The 18,240-nt window shown below is 69.3% G+C and carries 16 protein-coding genes; 12 read left to right on the top strand and 4 right to left on the bottom strand.

The annotated features are described in order from the left end of the window. Positions 1–54: 54 nt before the first annotated feature. Positions 55–1,308, bottom strand: coding sequence for an extracellular solute-binding protein (locus EV380_RS11960; protein ID WP_130451331.1), 1,254 nt, complete (start codon positions 1,306–1,308; stop codon positions 55–57). A gap of 259 nt (positions 1,309–1,567) precedes the next feature. Between EV380_RS11960 and EV380_RS11955 the strand changes: the two genes are divergently transcribed. The 7 genes from EV380_RS11955 to EV380_RS11925 all read left to right on the top strand — a co-directional run bounded on the left by EV380_RS11955 (position 1,568) and on the right by EV380_RS11925 (position 9,922). Continuing rightward, complete coding sequence (locus tag EV380_RS11955) at positions 1,568–2,479, top strand: SIS domain-containing protein (protein ID WP_130451330.1); 912 nt, start codon at positions 1,568–1,570, stop codon at positions 2,477–2,479. 3 nt (positions 2,480–2,482) lie between these two features. Continuing rightward, positions 2,483–3,445 (top strand): ROK family protein, encoded by a 963-nt coding sequence (locus tag EV380_RS11950; protein ID WP_207219412.1) that lies wholly within the window; start codon positions 2,483–2,485, stop codon positions 3,443–3,445. After that, positions 3,442–4,425, top strand: a complete 984-nt coding sequence (locus EV380_RS11945; protein WP_130451329.1) for a 1-phosphofructokinase family hexose kinase — start codon at positions 3,442–3,444, stop codon at positions 4,423–4,425. Before EV380_RS11950 ends, EV380_RS11945 begins: the two co-directional genes overlap by 4 nt. Next, on the top strand, positions 4,422–5,288 hold the full coding sequence (locus tag EV380_RS11940; RefSeq protein WP_130451328.1) for a class II fructose-bisphosphate aldolase: 867 nt from the start codon (positions 4,422–4,424) through the stop codon (positions 5,286–5,288). The genes EV380_RS11945 and EV380_RS11940 overlap by 4 nt, the downstream gene beginning before the upstream one ends. Further along, positions 5,285–6,082, top strand: a complete 798-nt coding sequence (locus EV380_RS11935) for a DeoR/GlpR family DNA-binding transcription regulator (RefSeq protein WP_130451327.1) — start codon at positions 5,285–5,287, stop codon at positions 6,080–6,082. Before EV380_RS11940 ends, EV380_RS11935 begins: the two co-directional genes overlap by 4 nt. A 185-nt stretch (positions 6,083–6,267) precedes the next feature. Further along, on the top strand, positions 6,268–8,136 hold the full coding sequence (locus EV380_RS11930; protein ID WP_242607603.1) for a BCCT family transporter: 1,869 nt from the start codon (positions 6,268–6,270) through the stop codon (positions 8,134–8,136). 169 nt (positions 8,137–8,305) lie between these two features. Then, positions 8,306–9,922: an SLC13 family permease gene (locus EV380_RS11925; RefSeq protein WP_130451325.1), complete on the top strand. Its 1,617-nt coding sequence runs from the start codon at positions 8,306–8,308 to the stop codon at positions 9,920–9,922. 68 nt (positions 9,923–9,990) lie between these two features. Here the strand turns inward: EV380_RS11925 and EV380_RS11920 are convergent, their stop codons facing one another. Beyond that, positions 9,991–10,932 (bottom strand): GlxA family transcriptional regulator, encoded by a 942-nt coding sequence (locus tag EV380_RS11920; protein WP_207219410.1) that lies wholly within the window; start codon positions 10,930–10,932, stop codon positions 9,991–9,993. A 137-nt stretch (positions 10,933–11,069) separates the two neighbouring features. Here EV380_RS11920 and EV380_RS11915 point away from each other — a divergent pair, with 137 nt between their 5' ends. The 4 genes from EV380_RS11915 to EV380_RS11900 all read left to right on the top strand — a co-directional run bounded on the left by EV380_RS11915 (position 11,070) and on the right by EV380_RS11900 (position 14,407). Further along, on the top strand, positions 11,070–11,705 hold the full coding sequence (locus EV380_RS11915) for an isochorismatase family protein (protein WP_130451323.1): 636 nt from the start codon (positions 11,070–11,072) through the stop codon (positions 11,703–11,705). A 58-nt stretch (positions 11,706–11,763) separates the two neighbouring features. Continuing rightward, complete coding sequence (locus EV380_RS11910) at positions 11,764–12,063, top strand: MmcQ/YjbR family DNA-binding protein (protein ID WP_130451322.1); 300 nt, start codon at positions 11,764–11,766, stop codon at positions 12,061–12,063. A 152-nt stretch (positions 12,064–12,215) separates the two neighbouring features. Then, complete coding sequence (locus EV380_RS11905) at positions 12,216–13,058, top strand: SGNH/GDSL hydrolase family protein (protein ID WP_130451321.1); 843 nt, start codon at positions 12,216–12,218, stop codon at positions 13,056–13,058. Further along, positions 13,055–14,407 (top strand): MFS transporter, encoded by a 1,353-nt coding sequence (locus EV380_RS11900; RefSeq protein WP_130451320.1) that lies wholly within the window; start codon positions 13,055–13,057, stop codon positions 14,405–14,407. The genes EV380_RS11905 and EV380_RS11900 overlap by 4 nt, the downstream gene beginning before the upstream one ends. A 69-nt stretch (positions 14,408–14,476) precedes the next feature. Here EV380_RS11900 and ald read toward each other — a convergent pair whose 3' ends face one another. Next, positions 14,477–15,589, bottom strand: a complete 1,113-nt coding sequence (gene ald / locus EV380_RS11895) for an alanine dehydrogenase (protein WP_102159588.1) — start codon at positions 15,587–15,589, stop codon at positions 14,477–14,479. Positions 15,590–15,770: 181 nt separating this feature from the next. On the opposite strand from ald, the gene EV380_RS11890 reads away from it, so the two are divergent. After that, entirely contained in the window at positions 15,771–16,259 is a 489-nt protein-coding gene (locus EV380_RS11890; protein ID WP_130451319.1) for an Lrp/AsnC family transcriptional regulator, read from the top strand. 59 nt (positions 16,260–16,318) lie between these two features. Here EV380_RS11890 and EV380_RS11885 read toward each other — a convergent pair whose 3' ends face one another. Next, the gene (locus EV380_RS11885) at positions 16,319–18,217 is read right to left on the bottom strand and encodes an HNH endonuclease signature motif containing protein (RefSeq protein WP_130451318.1); all 1,899 of its coding nucleotides are present in this window, start codon (positions 18,215–18,217) and stop codon (positions 16,319–16,321) included. Between the last annotated feature and the right edge of the window lie 23 nt (positions 18,218–18,240).

The raw sequence follows: 18,240 nt of genomic DNA, 5'->3' as shown, positions 1-18,240 counted from the left end.
GGAGGCACGACGGCGGTGGTGGAGGCGGGCGGGCCGCCTCCACCACCGGGGGTCTCAGTTGGCGCCGCGGTCGGCCCGCTGCTGGATCTCGCCGAGGACGTCGGAGGGGTCCTTGCCCTGGCCGATCTGCCCGAAGAGGCTCTTCATCGCACCGTCCGTCGCGCTCCAGTTCGGGTTCGTCGTCGGGTAGAAGACGGCGTCCGGGAGCATGTCCAGGAACGGCTTGAGGTCCTCGTCGCCCTCCAGCGCCTCGGAACCGGACTTGGTGGTCGGCAGGAAGCCTTCGGACTCGACCCAGTTCGTGTAGACCTCCTGCGAGTAGAAGTAGTCCATGAACCGCGTGATGGCTTCGGCCTTGTCGCCGTCGTTCTCGAATGCCATGAGGCGGTCGGCGACGCCGAGGGTCGCCGGCGAGCCGTCGGCCGTGGCGACCTGCGCGATGCCGTATTCGAGGTCGGGGTACTCTTCGGCGATCTGGCCGACGTTCTGCGGCAGTCCGTAGACCATGCCGATCTGCCCCTGGAAGAACACGTTGAGCATCGGGGTGCGCTGCGTGGAGCCGGGATCGGACTGGGTCAGCCCGTCGTCGATCATCTTCTGCATGAACTCCGCCGCCTCGACGTTCTCGGGGGTGTCGACGGTGATCGTGTTCTCGTCGCCGTAGCCGCCGCCGTTGCCGCCGAACCAGATCAGGGCCTCGCCCTGGGCCTCCTCGGAGCCGAGCGGCATGCCGTAGCCGGGTTTGCCGGTCTCCTCGGTGATGGCCTCGGCCGCGTCGTAGAGCTCGTCCCACGTGGTCGGAGGCGCGTCGACTCCGGCCTCCTCGAAGAGCTCGGTGTTGTAGAACATCGCACGGGCCGAGGCGATGAGTGGCAGCCCGTACTGCGTGCCCTCGACCTCCTCATTGGCCGCGAACGACTCCTGGAAGTCGGCGAGCGTCTCCGCCGAGGCGATCTCCTCGGCCGGGTAGAGCAGGCCCTCGGAGGCGAAACCGGAGAAGGCGCCGCCGTTGTAGATGTCCGGGGCGCTGCCCGCCTGGATCTTCGTGTTGAGCACCGATTCGAGGTTGTCCCACGACTCGACCTGCAGGTTGATCTTGATGTCCTCGTTGGCCGCCTCGAAGTCCGCGATCACGCTTTCCCAGAGACCCTTCGTCCCCTCGGAATACGTCGGTACGAGCATGTCCAGCGTCGTGGCGCCGTCGGCGTCGCCACCGCCGCCGCCGGAGCCGCCGAACCCGCAGGACGAGAGTGCGAGGCTGGCGGCCGCGATGGCGGCCACGCTTGCAGTGCGTCGGATGTACTTCATGTTTTCCTCTTTCCAACGTGCGAGTAGTGATCTTTCATGACAGCAGTTGGTCGTTTGCAATCACTCTGGTTCACCGAATGATGATTATCATGACGTGATCCACGTCGCACTGTCAAGGGCCGAATCCGCGCATCCAGCGCCAAGCGAGAAGGTTCTGCGCGGAGAACGGGAGGCTTTTGCGTTTCACACATAGTGACGTATGGTGATCGAAACTAGTTCAGATCATGCAGTTGTGGTCATCAGCTGAAAGTGAGGCACCATGCAGCAGCAGAACCCATCCGAGCCCGGCGCACACATGCGCCGCGAACTCCTGTCGCAGCCGGAGCTGTGGCGGCGCGCGAGCCGTCAGGCCCGCGAGGAGAACCTCCTGCCGCACGACGGCGCCCGCGTCGCCGTCGTGGGGTGCGGCACCTCGTGGTTCATGGCGCACTCCTACGCCGTGGCCCGCGAGACGGGCGGCCGGGGCCTGACCGACGCCTTCGCCGCGTCCGAGGCCCCCGACCTCGTCGCCCGGGGCTACGACGCCGTCGTCGCGATCACCCGCTCGGGCACGACCACGGAGGTCCTCGAGCTCCTGCGCCGCTACCGCGGCCGGATTCCCACCACGGTCCTCGTCGGCGACGTATCCTCGCCCGCGACTGCTGCCGCGGACGCCGTCGTCGCCCTGCCCTACGCCGACGAACAGTCGGTTGTGCAGACCCGCTTCGCGACGTCGGCGCTGGTCTATCTGCTCACCTCCCTCGGGCAGGACGTCGAGGCGGCCGCCGACGAGGCCGCCCGTGTTCTCGCCGAGGAGACCCCCGCCGTCTTCCTGGAAGCGGAGCAGTTCACCTTCCTCGGCACCGGCTGGACCGTGGGCCTCGCCCACGAGGCGGGGCTGAAGATGCGCGAGGCCGTGCAGGGATGGACCGAGTCCTACCCCGCCATGGAGTACCGCCACGGCCCGATCTCGATCGCGGCGCCGGGCCGCGTCGTCTGGCTCCTCGGCGACGACGTCGACGGGCTGTCCGACGACGTCGCCGCCACCGAGGCCACCTTCGTCGGTGCCGGGGCGCACCCGCTGGCGGCGCTCGCCGGGATCCACCGGATCGCGCTCGACCGGGCGCTCGCGCGCGGCCTCGACCCGGACAGCCCGCGCAGCCTGACGCGCTCCGTCATCCTCGAGGGCTGAGTCGTGCAGCCCAACCCCCAAGGCGGGGCCGACCCGGGTGCGGCGGTGCTCGCCGTCGACGTCGGCGGAACGGACACCAAGTCGGCCCTCGCGACCGGCGGGTCCGAGCTGCTCGACGTCCGCCGCGCACCCACGGACCGGCCTGTCGGCGACGGCCCGGACGCCGCGGGGGACGCCGTCGTCGCGCAGGTCGCCCGGTTGCTCGCCGAGCATCGCGCGGCCCGACCGCGAACCCGGATCGGCGCGATCGGCCTGATCGCGCCCGGCCTCGTCGACGAGGCCGCCGGGGTGGGCATCTACTCCGCGAATCTCGGCTGGTCCGGCTACCCGTTCGTCGAGCGCGTCGCCGCGGCGACGGGCCTGCCGGTGACGTTCGGGCACGACGTCGGCGCGGCCGGGGAGGCCGAATTCCGCCTGGGCGCCGCACGCGGGTACGCAGACGTCGTCGTGACGATCATCGGCACCGGCGTCGCCGCCGCGATCTTCAGCGACGGTCGCCGGGTCTCCGGCGGGGGATACGCCGGCGAGCTCGGGCACGCCTCCGTTCCCGGCGGGGCCGACTGCCCGTGCGGGGCCAGCGGATGCCTCGAGACCGTCGGCTCGGCGGGAGCCATCGCGCGGCGCTACGCCCGCTCCTCCGGGCGGGAGGTCGACGGGGCGCGGGAGGTGTTCGCGCTCGCCGCCGCTGGGGACCGGCTCGCGGCCGCCGTCGTCGACGACGCCGTGCGCGGCCTCGCCTACGGGCTCAGCCACGTGGTTTCCGTCCTGGCGCCCGAGGCGATCGTCATCGGCGGGGGCCTCTCGGCCGCCGGCGAGCAGCTGCGCGCCCCGCTGCAGCGCAGCCTCGATTCCCTGCTCTCGATCCACCGGCGCCCGCGGCTGCTCTTCGCCGAGCTCGGGCCTGACGCCGGGCTCATCGGTGCCGGCCTGCGGGCCGGCGACTTGCTCGCGGGGAGCGGACGATGAGCGCAGCCGACGCCGCGGCCCGCACTGCCATCGCGACCGTGACCCCCAATCCCGCGCTGGACCTCTCCTACACGGTCCCCGGAATCACCCCCGGGCAGACGCACCGCGTCGGCGCCCCGCTCGTGCGCGCCGGAGGCAAGGGCGTCAACGTCGCCCGCGTCGCCGCGCAGGCCGGCCACCGCGCGATCGTCCTGGCTCCGGTCGGCGGAGCGACGGGGGACGAATTCCTCGCCCGGCTGCGCGGGAGCACAGTCGAGGCGCGGACCGTCGCAACGACCGTGCCGACCCGGAGGACGATGGCCTTTCACGACACGGCCGACGGCGCCACGAGCATCTTCAACGAACCCGGGGGCGAACTGCCGGATGCCGCATGGGACGAACTCGCCGCGCGGATCGATGCGGCGCTGGGGGAGGCGGACTGCCTCGTCGGATCCGGAAGCCTGCCCGCCGGGGCCGACGAGGGGTACTACGCGGACCTGGCCGCCCGGGCATCCCGGCGCGGCGTTCCGTGCGTCGTCGACACCTCGGGGCCGGCCCTCGTGCGGGCGGCGGCCGCCGGCCCGACCGCCCTGAAACCGAACGAGCACGAACTGCGTGCGGCGACGGGCCGCGCCAACCTGGACGCGGCCGCCGTCGTGCTGCTCGACGCGGGCGTGCGACACGTCTTCGTCAGCTGCGGCGAGGCCGGGATGCGCCTCTACAGCGCGCACGACCCGGGTGCGGTGTGGGTGGCCCGGCTCGACGCGGTGCTCGCCGGCAATCCCACGGGAGCCGGCGACGCCGCCGTCGCCGCCATCGCCACCCTTCTCGCGGCCGGCAACGAGGACCCGCGCGAACTCGTCGCGCGCGCCTCGGCGTGGGCGGCCGCGGCCGTGCTCATGCCGGGCGCCGGCGAGATCCACCCGACCCACCCGCAGCTGCTCGCGCGCACCAGCATCGAGCGCCTGCCCCTTCCCGACGCGACGAAAGCCGACTCATGACCCGTATCTCCACCCTGGAGCTCCTCGCCGCCGCCCGCACCGCCGGCCGCGGCATCGGGGCATTCAACGTCCTCCACCTCGAGACGGCGGAGGCGCTCGTCGCCGCCGCCGAGCAGGCGGGGCTGCCCGTCATCCTGCAGATCTCCGAGAACTGCGTGCGCTACCACGGCTCGCTCAGGCCGATCGGCCTCGCGACGATCGCCGCGGCCGAGGCCGCCGGCGTGCCCGTCGCGGTGCACCTCGACCACGCCGAGGACGCCGCGCTGGCCCGCGAGGCGATCGATCTCGGATTCTCCTCGGTCATGTACGACGGCGCCGCGCTCGCCTACGCGGACAACGTCGCCGCCACCGCCGCCGTCGTCCGCTACGCCCACGCGGCCGGCGCATCGGTCGAGGCCGAGCTCGGGGAGATCGGCGGCAAGGACGGTGCCCACGCGCCCGGCGTGCGCACGGACCCTGACGAGGCGGCGCGGTTCGTCGCGGAGACGGGCGTCGATGCGCTCGCCGTCGCGGTGGGCTCCTCACACGCGATGCGGGAGCGCACGGCGCGGCTCGACGTGGAGCTGATCGGGCGGATCCGCTCTCGCGTGCCGGTCCCGCTCGTGCTGCACGGCTCCTCCGGAGTGCCCGACGAGAGCCTCGTCGAGGCGATCGGGGCCGGGATGACGAAAATCAACGTCTCGACGCACCTCAACGGTTTTTTCACGGGGGGTGTTCGCGCGGCGCTGGAATCCGATGGGAAGATGGTTGACTCGAGGAAGTACCTGCGCGCGGGGCGCGACGGGCTGGTCCCCGAGGCGGCCCGGCTGCTGCGGCTCTTCGCCGGCGGGCCGGATGACAACGATGGAGGATCGCACACATGAAGAGGCCCGAGAGGCTCAACGCCATCCTCGATCTGCTGGCGGAATCGACGCAGGTCGAAGTCGAGGACATCGTGAACAAGCTCGAGGTCTCGCCGGCCACCGCCCGGCGTGATCTGGACCACCTGGCCGCGCAACGGCTCCTGACCCGGACGCGCGGCGGCGCGACGAGCGAGACGGTCGCCTACGACCTGCCCAAGCGCTATTCGAAGGACCAGCAGGCCGCCAAGAAGCGAGCCATCGCCCACGCGGCCAGCGGGCTCATCCCCCGCGGCGCGGTGATCGGGTTGTGCGGAGGCACCACGAGCACGGCGATCGCGTCCGTGCTGGCCACGCGGCGCGACCTGATGGAGCCGTCCAACAAACCCACGCTCACGGTCGTGACCAACGCGATCAACATCGCGTCCCAGCTCGCGGTGCGGCCCAACATCAAGATCATGGTCACCGGCGGAATCCTCAGCCCGCGTTCCTATGAACTCGTCGGCCCCTACGCCACGTCGATCCTCCAGCAGGTGGCGCTGGACTTCGCTTTCGTGGGGGTCAACGGGCTCGACCCGGAGATCGGGCCCACGGTCAACGACGAGGGCGAGGCTGCGGTCAACTCGCTGCTCGCCCGGCGGGCGGGGCAAGCGTACATCGTCGCGGACTCGTCGAAGATCGGCGTGCGGTCGTTCGCCACGATGAGTGGCTACACCTTCGGCAATCTCATCACCGACGACGGCATCACCGTCGAGCAGCGTCAGGAGTTCGAGGCCAGAGGCACCAACGTGATTCTGGCGCCGCCGGTCGAGGAGTAGCCGTCTCGGGCGCGGGGCCAGCAATGAAGGGGTGAGATCCATTTCACGTCGTGCTAGGTTCGCAGGTGAGATTCGTACAACGTCGACACGCCTGCGAGTACCACGACGAAAGAGGTATCGATATGTCCTCCGCACCCACGGAACATAAGGCGGGTCCCGCCTCCAGATCGAAGATTCTGAAACCGGTGTTCATTCCCGCGTCGATCGTGATCTTCGCGCTGCTCATCGCCACAGTGGTCTTCAGCCGGGTCGCCGGCGACGCACTGGAGGAGGCCACCGGGGAGCTCAACGCTGCGATCTCCGACGGCGTCGGCTGGTGGTACGTGATCGCGGTGAACATCTTCCTGGCCTTCGCGATCTACTTCGCGGTCTCGAAGATCGGCCGCATCCGGCTCGGCCGCGACGACGAACAGCCCGAGTTCGGGATCGTCTCCTGGTTCATGATGCTCTTCAGCGCCGGCATGGGCATCGGCCTGGTGTTCTTCAGCGTCGCCGAACCGCTCAGCCACTACATCACCCCGCCCTACGGGGTCGAAGCCGAGACGACGGACGCGGTGAACACGTCGATGGGCGTCGTGATGCTGCACTGGGGCCTGCACCCGTGGGGGATCTACGCGATCGTCGGCCTGGGACTGGCGTACATGACTTTCCGTCGCGGCCGTCCGCTGGCGGTGCGCTGGCTGCTCGAACCGCTGCTGGGACGCGAGCGTGTCGAGGGATGGATCGGGCACGCGATCGACACGGTCGCGATCGTCGGCACCCTCTTCGGCGTGGCGACCTCGTTCGGATTCGGCGTCAGCCAGATCATCGGCGGCCTCGAGTTCCTCGGCTGGGCCGAGTCCTCGAACTGGCTGATCATCACGATCATCGCCGCGATCACCCTGATCGCGACGCTCTCCGTGGTCTCAGGTGTGCACAAGGGCCTGAAGTGGCTCTCGAACTTCAACATGAGTGTCGCCGCGCTGCTGGCGCTGTTCATCTTCGTGCTGGGACCGACGATCTTCCTGCTCAAGGCGTTCCCCGAGAACCTGGGCAACTACCTGAGCATCCTGCCCGAGACGATGCTGCACGCGGGCCCGTTCTCCACGGACGGCTGGGAGGCCGGGTGGACGATCTTCTACTGGGGCTGGTGGGTGAGCTGGGCGCCGTTCGTCGGCATGTTCATCGCCCGCATCTCCCGCGGCCGGACGATCCGCGAGTTCATCGTGGGCGTGCTGCTGGCTCCGACGCTGGTCAGCCTGATCTGGTTCACGATCTTCGGCGACTCGGCGATCCTGTTCCAGCGCGAGGGCACGGTCGACATGCTCACCGACGGGGCCGTGAGCAGTACGACGGCGCTCTTCCAATTCTTCGACGCGTTCCCGCTCACGGTGGTGCTCAGCGTCATCGCAATGGTCGTGATCGTGTTCTTCTTCGTGACCTCCTCCGACTCCGGGTCTCTCGTGATCGACATGCTCGCCAGCGGCGGTAGCACGAACACCCCGAAGTCGACCCGCATCTACTGGGCGTCGCTGGAAGGGATCGCGGCCGCCGTGCTGCTTGTGATCGGCGGCAGTGTGGCCCTGACCGCGTTGCAGACACTCTCGATCGCAACCGCGGCGCCGTTCTCGATCATTCTGGTGCTGGCGTGTATCTCGCTGACCCGGGCCTTCCGCCACGACGTGGCCTCGATGCCGAGCTACATGGAGGTCATCACGACCAACGGGTCCGACGGCGGCGAATCCAGCGCCGGGGCGACAGCCGGGGACGTAAAGTCGAAGTCCAGCTTCCTCCGTGGCATCTCGGGTGCCTCCGCGGCCCTGTCCGGGTTCTCCAGCAGCGGCAAGACGGAACCCGGCGAGGAGTCGGTGAGCCAGGTGATCTCGTTCCGCCACGTCGATCCAGCGGCGGCCGTCGTCGACCCGGCGACGGGCGCCATCTCGATCGTGGGCGAGCAGAAGGACCCGCTCGGCGGGCAGACGTTCGACACCCCTGAGTTCGAGTCCTCCCAGGAGTATCTGGACCAGGGCGGGGAGCCCAACGGAGCCGACGACGAAAACGAGCGCCTGACCTAACAGGCGAATCCCCGAACGCCGGCGGGGCCCGGAGGTATCCCGGGCCCCGCCGGCGTTTCTCGTGCCCAGCATCCGGGCTGGCGTGTTCTTTATGAACGAAAGCGGGGCGTGTGACGTGAGCTGAGACACACTTCTAGGGATTGCACGCCTACCCTCAGGAGATTCGACGATGAGTCACACCACCGAGACCACCAGCTCGTCCACCTCGCCGCCCGGCGGGCCGACGAACGCGCGCGACAGGTCCGCCGACGCTGCGCGATCGGCAGGAAAGCGCCCGGGAGCCGGCGACGAGCAGCTTTCGCAGGGCCGCATCCTCATCGGCAGGATCCTGGGACCGGTCCTCGCCGTCGGTGTCTACCTGCTCATGGGCCTCGACGGCGCGGCAGCGGAGGAGATGCGCCTGACGGCAGCCGTCGTCGCGCTGGTCGCGACGTGGTGGATGACCGAGGCGATCCCACTGGCCGCGACGTCGCTCATCCCCATCGTCGCCCTGCCACTGCTCGGCATCCTCGAAACAGCCGAAGCCACGAGCCCCTACGCGTCGCCGACGGTCTTCCTGTTCATGGGAGGCTTCATGATCGCCATCGCGATGCAGAAGTGGAATCTCCACAAGCGCATCGCGCTCGTGGCCCTGCTCGGGTTCGGCACCAAGCCCAACCAGGTCATCCTCGGCGTCATGGTCGTCACAGCGTTCCTGAGCATGTGGGTTTCGAACACGGCCACGACGCTCATGATGCTGCCGATCGCGCTCTCGCTGCTCGACCTCGTCAACGAGGATGAGAAGGTCGATCCGCGCGAATCCAAGCGGTTCAGCATCGCCCTGGTCCTCTGCGTTGCATACTCGGCGACGATCGGCGGCCTCTCCACGCTCATCGGCTCGCCGCCGAACCTGATCCTCGCGGGCTTCGTCGAGGAGACGTACGGTTTCACGATCTCCTTCGCCGACTGGATGAAGCTCGGCGTCCCGCTCGCCGCCGTCTTCCTCGCCGTCGCTTGGTTCGTCATGACCCGATTCGTGTTCCCGTCCAACCTCGGCTCCGTCGCCGGCGGCCGGAGCATCATCCGGCGTGAGCTGGACGCCCTGGGCAAGATGTCCCAGGCCGAATGGTGCGTGCTGGTCGTCTTCGTCTCGGCCGCCTTCCTCTGGGTCTTCCGGGAGCCGCTCGTCGGCATTCAGGCCGTTTCCGAGTCGATCCCCATGCTCGCGAACCTCTCCGACGCGCAGATCGCGATCGCTGCCGGGCTCATCCTCTTCCTGCTGCCCGCCGCCAAGCGCAAGCCAGGTGGAAAGATCCAGGGCGTGCTGGACTGGAGCTCGGTACAGAAGGGCATCCCGTGGGGCGTGCTGCTGCTCTTCGGCGGCGGCTTGAGCATTGCCGTGGCCGTCAGCGAGACCGGCCTGAGCGAGTACCTCGGCGAGAAGATGGACGGGCTCGCCGTGCTTCCAGCCTTCCTGCTCATCGCCGCGGTCTGCCTCATCATCCTGCTCCTGACCGAGATGACGAGCAACACGGCGACGGCGGCGACCTTCCTTCCGGTCCTCGGCGGCGTCGCGATCGCCATCGGCATCGACCCGCTGCTCATCCTCATCCCCGGCGCCATGGCCGCGACGTGCAGTTTCATGCTGCCGGTCGGCACCCCGCCCAACGCGATCGTCTTCGGCTCCGGCTACATCACGATGGGCAACATGCTGCGCGGGGGCATCTGGCTGAACCTCATCGGCGTCGTGCTCATCACGGTGGCGGTCTACGCCCTCGGCGGCTGGGCACTCGGCATCCAGATCTAGGTCCCGTCAGGCCAGACACGGGACGACGACGGCACGCGGCACGCGCCGTCGGCGTCCCGTGCCGTCCGTCAGGAACGGAAGCGGCGCCGGTACTGCGACGGTGGGATCTGGAACGCCGCGGTGAAATTCTGGCGCAGGGTGACTGCACTGTTGAAGCCGCAGTCGGCGGCGATGAGGTCGATGGGCCGGTCAGTCGTCTCCAGCAGGCGGCGCGCCTCGTCGAGCCGACGGGAACGAACCCAGGCGGCGGGCGTCGTGCCAGTTGCGGCACGGAAGGCCCGCACGAAAGTCCGCGTGCTCAGATGGGCGCGGGCCGCGAGCTGTCCGATCGTCAAGGGCTCGCCCAGATGCCGGCCCGCCCACTGCGTGATGCGGGAGATCGGGTCGTCGCCCGAATCATCCGGCAGCGGACGTTCGATGTACTGCGCCTGGCCGCCCTCGCGGTGCGGTGCGATGACCAGGGCGCGCGCGACGCGGTTGGCGGCCGCCGAGCCGAGCCGGCTGCGGACCAGATGCAGGCAGGCGTCGAGCCCGGATGCGGTGCCCGCGGACGTCAGGACGTCGCCGTGGTCGATGTACAGCACGGACTCGTCGAGCTCCAGCTCGGGGTGCCGGGCGGCCAGCAGGTCGAACGCATCCCAGTGCGTGACGGCGTCGCGGCCGGCGAGCAGACCGGCGTCGGCCACGGGGATGGCGCCGAGGCAGAGTCCGACGACGACGGCGCCGGCCTCGTGCGCACCGCGGAGAGTCTCGCGGACGTCGCCGCCCGCCGGTCGGCCGTCCGTGAACCACGACGGCACCACGAGGACGTCGACGTCCCGGGCGTCGGCAAGGCCGTGCAGGCCGGAGATCTCGTACCCCTCCGCGGTGCGGATCGTGCCCGATTCCTCCGCGAAGAGGAAGGTCTCCCAGTCGGCGAGTCCCAGCCTGGAGACCTCGTCGAAGACCATCTGCGGCACCGACAGGTGGAACATCGTGATGCCAGTGAAGGCGAAAATGCCTATGCGCACGGCGGTCTCCTTCCGATTGGCGTGAATCCATCGTACATAGTCCTTCATGCCACTCGCCGGCCGTTCCGGACGCCGGAAGAATCGGAGGTGAAGCACCCGCCGCGCGGCAGAGCCGCGCACCACTCAAGGAGTCAGATATGCCAACGCCCCAGCGCGCACTCGTGATCATCGACGTCCAGCAGGACTACTTCGGTGGTCCGCTGGAGATCCAGTACCCGCCCCACGCGGAGTCCGTGCCGCGGATCGCGGCCGCGATCGACGCAGCGAACGCGGCCGGCGTTCCCGTCGTCGCCGTGCAGCACAGCATGGGCGCGGGCGCACCGGTGTTCGACCCGGAGCAGCCGGGATTCCAACTGCACCCGGAGGTCGAGGCGCGCCGCACGGGCGCCTGGAAGAGTATCGTCAAGGGGTACGGCTCGGTCTACGCCGGGACGGGCCTGGCCGACTGGCTGCGCGCGCGGGGCGTCGACACCGTAACCCTGATCGGCTACATGACCAATAACTGTGTTCTCGCCTCGGCTGTCGAGGCTGAGGGCCTTGGCTTCTCCACGGAGGTGCTCTCCGACGCGACCGGTGCCGTGAACCTCGCCAACGAGGCGGGATCCGTCGACGCCCAGACCGTGCACACCACGTTGATGACCCTGCTGAACTCCAACTGGGCCGGCGTCGGGACAACGAGCGCCTGGACCGCTGCTCTCGGCGCCGGCGAGCCACTCGTCGGCAGCGATCTCGGCACCTCGGCCGTCGTCGGCGCGCAGCGGGCTGCCGAATAGGGGACCTCCCGCAGGAGCCTTCGTTGCCCCGCTGGGGCCCGAGTGCCACAGTAGGACTATGGCCACAGAGCAGGACGTCCGGGTGATCTGCCTGGGTTTCCCCGGCGTGAGCGAGCGCTCAAGCTGGGGGAACCCGGCGTGGTTCGCGCGCACGATGGTGGCCCGGATGTGGGAGGACGGCGTGCTGACCGTGAAGACCACGGAGCGCGAGGCGCTCGCGGGGACGGCGCCGGAGACCTACTTCTGGACGACGCACCACGAGCGCTCGCCTCAACTGGTCCTCGTGCGCCTGGCCCGCATCGACGCCGTCGAGCTGGGGGAGCTGCTCGACGAGTCCTACCGGATCGCCACCGCCTGAGGTCGCCGCCCCAGTGGAAGTCGTCACGTGCAACGGCGCGATGGCGGTGGACGACGACAGCGGCCCCCGCCGTCGTCGTACCGCGCGCTTGTTCACGAGCCCGTCGCCCGCCCGATGCCTCGCGGACGCCTCGACTCGGCAGTCTTGAAAGCATGGCCGGGCTGTTCGTTGCGATCGGAGACTCCTTCACCGAAGGTGTGGGCGACTGGGACCCGCGGCTGCCGAACGGGGTGCGCGGCTGGGCGGACCGGGTCGCCAAACAACTCTCCAAAGCGGACCCGACGTGGCGGTACGCGAACCTGGCGATCCGCAGCCGGCGGCTCGGACACATCGTGGAGGAACAGATCGAACCGGCCCTGACGATGAATCCGGACATCATCAGCTTCTACGCCGGCGGCAACGACATCCTCGAGCTGCGCAAGGACATGAACCGGCTGCTCGACGACTACACCCGCGCCGTCGAGCGCCTTCTCGAATCGGGAGCGCGCATCCTCCTCTTCACCGGGTTCGATGTGCCGCTGCACCCGCTGCTCGAACCGTTCAAACGCAGGAACTGGACGTTCAACGAGCACGTCCGCCGGCTCGCACGAGAGCACCCGGAGAGGATCGAGCTCGTGGATTACTGGACCTGGGAGGTCTACTACGACCGCCGCATGTGGGACACCGACAAACTGCATATGAACCGCGCCGGTCACCGGTACATGGCCATCCAGATCCTCAACCAGCTCGGCATCCGGCACCAGCTCGAGTTCGAGCCGTTCGGACCCCGCGAACGGCTCGGCCCGGTCCAGCTCGCCAGCCGCGAGGTCGAGTGGGTGCGCCAGTGGGTGCTGCCGATGTTCGGGCGCCGTATGCGCGGCGTGACGCTCGGGGACGCGCTCGAGCCCCGCTGGCCCGCGCCCATCCGTCCGGCCGACGGTATGAAGAAGCTCTACCGCAAACGGGTGCGGAAGGCGGTGCGGGCCGCCGGGCGGCATACGATGAATGCACCATGACTTCATCGCACCCTCCCGTCGAGTTCCCGGCGCCCGAATCGTCCGACGACGCCGTGCATGGCTCCGGCGCGGCCTCCGTTCCCGAGGCCCTGGCCGAGCCCACGGTCAACGTCCGCGCCAAGTGGATCACTGGCGTCGTGCTGGTGAATCTCGGCATCAACGCGGTGCTGTACGCGCCGATCAACGTGCTGCTCGGCCTGCAGGCCGAGGCGATCGATCCGGCCGCCAAGGAGGGCATCCTCTCGCTCGTGACCGCGTTCGGCGCCGCCGTCGCGCTGATCGCCAACCCGCTCACCGGGGCCCTCTCGGACCGGACGTCGAGCCGGTTCGGACGCCGCGCCCCGTGGGTTTTCGGAGGGATGGTGGTCGCCGTCGTCGCCCTCGCGTTCCTCGCGGCGGTCTCCGCCCTGGTGGGTGGGACCGAGGTCACGGGTACGACGGCGGTGCTCGCCCTGGTCGTCGGGTGGTGCGTAGTGCAGGCGGGGGTGAACTCGGCGTACTCGACGATCGCGGCCGCGGTGCCGGACCGCGCGCCGATCGGCCAGCGGGCCTCGATCGGGGGGCTCGGCGCGATGGGCCAGACGATCGGCATCCTGTGCGGTGCGGTGATCGGGTTCGTGATCGGCGGCAACGTGGGGCTCGGCTACGGCCTGTGTGCTGCCGTCTTCGCGGTCGCCGTCGTCCCGTACCTGATCTGGCGCGACGACCCCGTGCTGCCGCGCGGTCTGGCCCCGAAATTCGCCCTCGGTACGTTCGTGCGGGGATTCTGGATCGACCCGCGCAAGCACCCCGACTTCGGCTGGGCGTGGTTCACCCGGTTCCTGATGTTCGTCGGGAACCAGCTGACGATCGTCTACCTGCTTTTCTTCCTGAAGGACGAGATCGGCCACGAGAACCCGGCCGGGGGCGTGCTCGTGCTGACTGGCCTGTATTCGATCATGGTGCTGATCTCGGCGGTGATCGCGGGCCGGATCAGCGACGCCTCCGGCGGGCGGCGCAAGATCTTCGTCGCCGGATCCTCGGTCCTGATCGCGCTGGCGGCCCTGATCCTGGCGTTTTTCCCGGTCTGGCCGGCCGCGATCGTCGCCGCCGCAGTGCTCGGCATCGGGTTCGGCGCCTATCTGGCCGTCGACTTCGCGCTCATCACGCAGGTGCTGCCCTCCGCGAATGCGCGGGGCAAGGACCTCGGCGTCGTGAACATAGCGGCGACGCTGCCGCAGGTGGTCGCGCCGACCCTGGCCTGGCTCGCGGTGACGCGGCTCGGCGGCTACACGACCATGTTCGTGATGGCGGCGGCAATCGGCCTCGTGGCGGCTGCCCTCGTTTATCGGATCAAGTCCGTGCCCTGAGTTGTGCAGCGCAATGACGAGTGGCCGCCTGAACCAGAGTTCGGGCGGCCACTCGTCATCGCGAAAGGGTTAGGCGAGGACGTCCTCGGTCGCGAGGTAGGCGAGCTCGAACTCCTCGGCCACCGACTTGAAGGTGACCTGGCCGGCGTGCACGTTCAGGCCGTTGGCCAGGCCGGAGTCCTCGCGCAGGGCGACCTTCCAGCCCTTGTTCGCGATGCGCAGGGCGTACGGCAGCGTCGCGTTGGTCAGGGCGGCGGTCGAGGTCTGCGGGACGGCGCCCGGCATGTTCGCGACGCAGTAGTAGACGGCGTCGTGCACCTTGAAGGTCGGCTCGGCATGCGTCGTCGGGCGCGACCCCTCGAAGCAGCCGCCCTGGTCGATCGCGATGTCCACGAGCACGGAGCCCGGGCGCATAGCGGCGACCATGTCCTTGGTGACGAGCTTCGGGGCGGCAGCACCCGGGATCAGCACGGAGCCGATGACGAGGTCGGCAGCGGCCACCTCGTCGGCGATCGCGAGCTTCGAGGAGGCCAGGGTCTTGATGCGGCCCGCGTAGGCCGTATCGATCTCCTTGAGGCGGGTCAGGTTGATGTCGACGATCGTGACATCGGCACCCATGCCCACGGCGATGTTCGCGGCGTTCTCGCCGGCGACGCCGCCGCCGATGACGACGACCTTGGCCGGGCGGGTGCCGGGCACACCGCCCATCAGGACACCCGAGCCGCCGTTGGGCTGCTGCAGCTGCACGGCGCCGATCTGCGCGGACAGGCGCCCGGCGACCTCGGACATCGGCGCCAGCAGCGGCAGGCCGCGGCCAGCGGTGACCGTCTCGTACGCGATGGCCGTCGAGCCCGCGGTGACGATGGCGTCGGTGCACTCGCGCGAGGCGGCAAGGTGCAGGTAGGTGAAGAGGATCTGGTCGCGGCGCATGCGGTGGTACTCCGCGGCGATCGGCTCCTTGACCTTCATGATCATGTCGGCGTCGGCCCACGTGGAATCCGCGTCGGGTGCGATACGAGCCCCGGCCGCCACATAGTCTTCGTCGGCGATGCCGGAGCCGAGGCCGGCGGTGGCCTCGACGACGACCTCGTGGCCGCGGGCGACGAACTCGGAGACGCCTGCCGGCGTCATGGCGACGCGGAACTCGTTGTTCTTGATTTCCTTCGGAACACCGATGATCATGGCGTTTGCTCCTCTTGCGGGTGTAGTGATCGTAGTCCCGGAGCGGCCTTGTTGGGAACGCCTGGGGCGACTGTGTGCTCCCACTAGCGTAGAGATAAATGCGGGTTCGCCGCTGTTTTCTCGACGAATATTCGCTAGAATTGCACTAACTAGAGATTATCTACGGTCTGGGAGGCATGAGATGCCCGTCACAACGAATGATGTTCGGCCCGATCCCGTGGTGCTCGACGAGACCGACCGGAAGTTGTTGCGGATGCTCGGTGAGAATGCGCGCCGGGCCAACAACTCCATGGCCACCGAGCTCGGTATCGCTCCGTCCACGTGCCTCGCCCGAGTCAACGCGCTGCGCGAGTCCGGGGTGATTCGTCGGTTCACGCTCGACGTAGATCCTGAGCGGATCGGCCGTGCCCTCCAGGCGCTCATTTTCGTGCGGATCCGTCCCGGCGCACGGCATACGATGTCCACGTTCAGCGAGGAGATCCGCGTCCAGCAGGGCGTCACGCAGCTCTTCTTTCTCGGTGGCACCGACGACTTCGTCATCCATCTGGCCGTGCGCGACTCGAACGATGTCCGCCAGTTTGTGCTCGACCACCTCTCCGCGAACCCGGCCGTCGCCTCGACGCAGACCTCGCTGGTGTTCGACCATCTGCCTGGTGGCCCCTGGGTCTAGACGGCCACACGCCTCCAGCGCTTCCGGAGACTCACCGTCGTCGACATTGGTGCTCGGGTTCACCAGGGTGGTTCGTCGTCTGCTGCGTTCCATCGTCGCCGGCGTTCCTCGGCGGCCTCTTCAGGGCTCTGTCCGGTGGTTGGATCCCAGCAGGTCGGGATGCCTTCTTCAATCGCGTACGGACGTGCGGTCTCCGCGTCCCAGCGGGCCTCGAATTCTCTGTCGCTCACGCCCGGGTTCCGGACCGGAGGACTGTTCTCGTCACGGCCGCCCACGCACGCGTCTGGGTCAGGGCTCTGACTTGTTGGCTTGTTTTTCTTCGCGTTCGCGTTCGGGCTTGGGTCCGGGGCGGGGGCAGGGGTCGGTAGCGGGCTAGGTTTCGGTGTCCCCTCGGCTTCGGGTGCCACTGGTGGTGGTTCGGTCCGGTGATGCCGGCCGCGACGGGTGACCACGTTGACCGCCGGACGGTATGTGCCACTCGGGTCGTACCAGGGTGGTGCTTTCACGTGTGGGACTCCGCCGGTGATGCGGATGTCCCAGCCGGAGGTCTCGAGATGGTGGTGGTGGAACCAGCAGAGCAGCACCCCGTTGTCGGTGTGCGTCGGACCATTCTCGGCGTGGGCGTGCACGTGGTGGATTTCGCACCAGGAGGCCGGGATCGTGCACCCGGGGATGACGCACCCGCCGTCGCGGGCCGTGATGGCCCGGCGCTGGTGGGCGTTGAAGACTCGTTCCTTCGTGCCCAGCGCCACGATGCGGCCGGCACGGTCGAAGAGGACTTTCTGCATGGCCCCGGCGCACGCGATGCGGTGGGCGATCCGGGCGGGTGCGGGGATGTCGATGCCGTCCAGGGTCGCGCTCCCGGCCGGATCGGTGAGGTCTTCGGCGGTGATGTGCACGAGCAGGGTCGCGGCGTCCCCGCCCAGTGAAGGGGTCTCGGCGGCGCGTGCGGCGGCGGTGAGGATGGAGGCGAGCACGTCGTGGCGTTTCTGCGCGGGCGTGCGCTCATCCACCACCACCGGCGCGCCGGAGGATTTGGTGGCTCCAGCGTGGGTTTCCGGGTTCGGGTCGGTGTCGTGGTGGCGGGCTGCGGGATTCAGGTACGCGGAGAGCAGCCGGGTGAGTTGGGCGGCGGTTTCGGGCATCAGGTTCCCGCGGACCGGGATCAGCCCGTCTCGGGCGGAGCCCAGGGTTAGGCCCCGTCGGGTGGTGGCGCGTGAGGCCTCGGGGTCGGGCCCGTCCTGGTCCAGGTGCGCTTCCCAGACTTGGGTGTGGATCTTGACTTCCGCGTACGTCGCCGCCGGCACGCCCGTGCCGGCGGAGTCCTCCGGGTCGCTGCTGGAGGTGTCGTGGTCTTCGGCTGCCGGGTCTTGTCCGGCGGGGTCCCGTGTTGCCGAGTCTTGTCCGGCGGAGTCCGTTCCGGTGGTGGTGGCGGTGGCCACGAGCGCGGCTTCAGCCGCGGAGACTGCGCCCGGGTCCGCCCGGGGTGCGACGCGGGTGAGCATCCCGGTGAGCAGTTCGGCGGTCTCGATGCCGAGGCTCCCGGTGTGCAGGGCGGCGGCGATGTCCGGGAACCGCGCGGGCAGTTCTTCGCCGGTCAGCGAGAGGCCGGCCCGGGTCCGCGTGTCCAGTCCGGCCCGGCGGCGGACCTCGCGCCCCGGGGCGCCGGTGAGGCGCTCGAGCAGCTCGGACCCGGTCCGGCACCCGTACCGGGCCGAGAGTCGGTCCTCGCCCAGACCTTTACTGGAGCGGTCCTCGATCTCCCCGGCGGTGCGCACGCGCAGGGCGTCGACGATCCGGCCCAGGGCCTCGACCGCACCCGTGGCGTGCACGAGGTCCGCGTCACTCAGGGACCCGACCTCGGGGCAGAGCCCTTTGAGGTGTTCGGTGGCCTCGCGCACCCGGCCCGCGGCGCCGGAAGCGGCGGCGGGGGTCTCGGAGGGATGCGTGATGGCCATGCCTCTATTTTAGTACAGGGCCA

Source organism: Zhihengliuella halotolerans, assembly GCF_004217565.1.
GTDB classification, from domain to species: Bacteria; Actinomycetota; Actinomycetes; order Actinomycetales; family Micrococcaceae; genus Zhihengliuella; species Zhihengliuella halotolerans.
The sequence above is the reverse complement of the archived record's forward strand: the minus strand, read 5'-3'. Positions and strand labels throughout refer to the sequence as shown.

Excerpts from the sequence above, each read along its gene's own strand:
- EV380_RS11960 (WP_130451331.1), bottom strand. The coding sequence starts at position 1,308 with ATGAAGTACATCCGACGCACTGCAAGCGTGGCCGCCATCGCGGCCGCC.
- EV380_RS11955 (WP_130451330.1), top strand. The coding sequence starts at position 1,568 with ATGCAGCAGCAGAACCCATCCGAGCCCGGCGCACACATGCGCCGCGAA.
- EV380_RS11945 (WP_130451329.1), top strand. The coding sequence starts at position 3,442 with ATGAGCGCAGCCGACGCCGCGGCCCGCACTGCCATCGCGACCGTGACC.
- EV380_RS11940 (WP_130451328.1), top strand. The coding sequence starts at position 4,422 with ATGACCCGTATCTCCACCCTGGAGCTCCTCGCCGCCGCCCGCACCGCC.
- EV380_RS11935 (WP_130451327.1), top strand. The coding sequence starts at position 5,285 with ATGAAGAGGCCCGAGAGGCTCAACGCCATCCTCGATCTGCTGGCGGAA.
- EV380_RS11925 (WP_130451325.1), top strand. The coding sequence starts at position 8,306 with ATGAGTCACACCACCGAGACCACCAGCTCGTCCACCTCGCCGCCCGGC.
- EV380_RS11915 (WP_130451323.1), top strand. The coding sequence starts at position 11,070 with ATGCCAACGCCCCAGCGCGCACTCGTGATCATCGACGTCCAGCAGGAC.
- EV380_RS11910 (WP_130451322.1), top strand. The coding sequence starts at position 11,764 with ATGGCCACAGAGCAGGACGTCCGGGTGATCTGCCTGGGTTTCCCCGGC.
- EV380_RS11905 (WP_130451321.1), top strand. The coding sequence starts at position 12,216 with ATGGCCGGGCTGTTCGTTGCGATCGGAGACTCCTTCACCGAAGGTGTG.
- EV380_RS11900 (WP_130451320.1), top strand. The coding sequence starts at position 13,055 with ATGACTTCATCGCACCCTCCCGTCGAGTTCCCGGCGCCCGAATCGTCC.
- ald (WP_102159588.1), bottom strand. The coding sequence starts at position 15,589 with ATGATCATCGGTGTTCCGAAGGAAATCAAGAACAACGAGTTCCGCGTC.
- EV380_RS11890 (WP_130451319.1), top strand. The coding sequence starts at position 15,771 with ATGCCCGTCACAACGAATGATGTTCGGCCCGATCCCGTGGTGCTCGAC.
- EV380_RS11885 (WP_130451318.1), bottom strand. The coding sequence starts at position 18,217 with ATGGCCATCACGCATCCCTCCGAGACCCCCGCCGCCGCTTCCGGCGCC.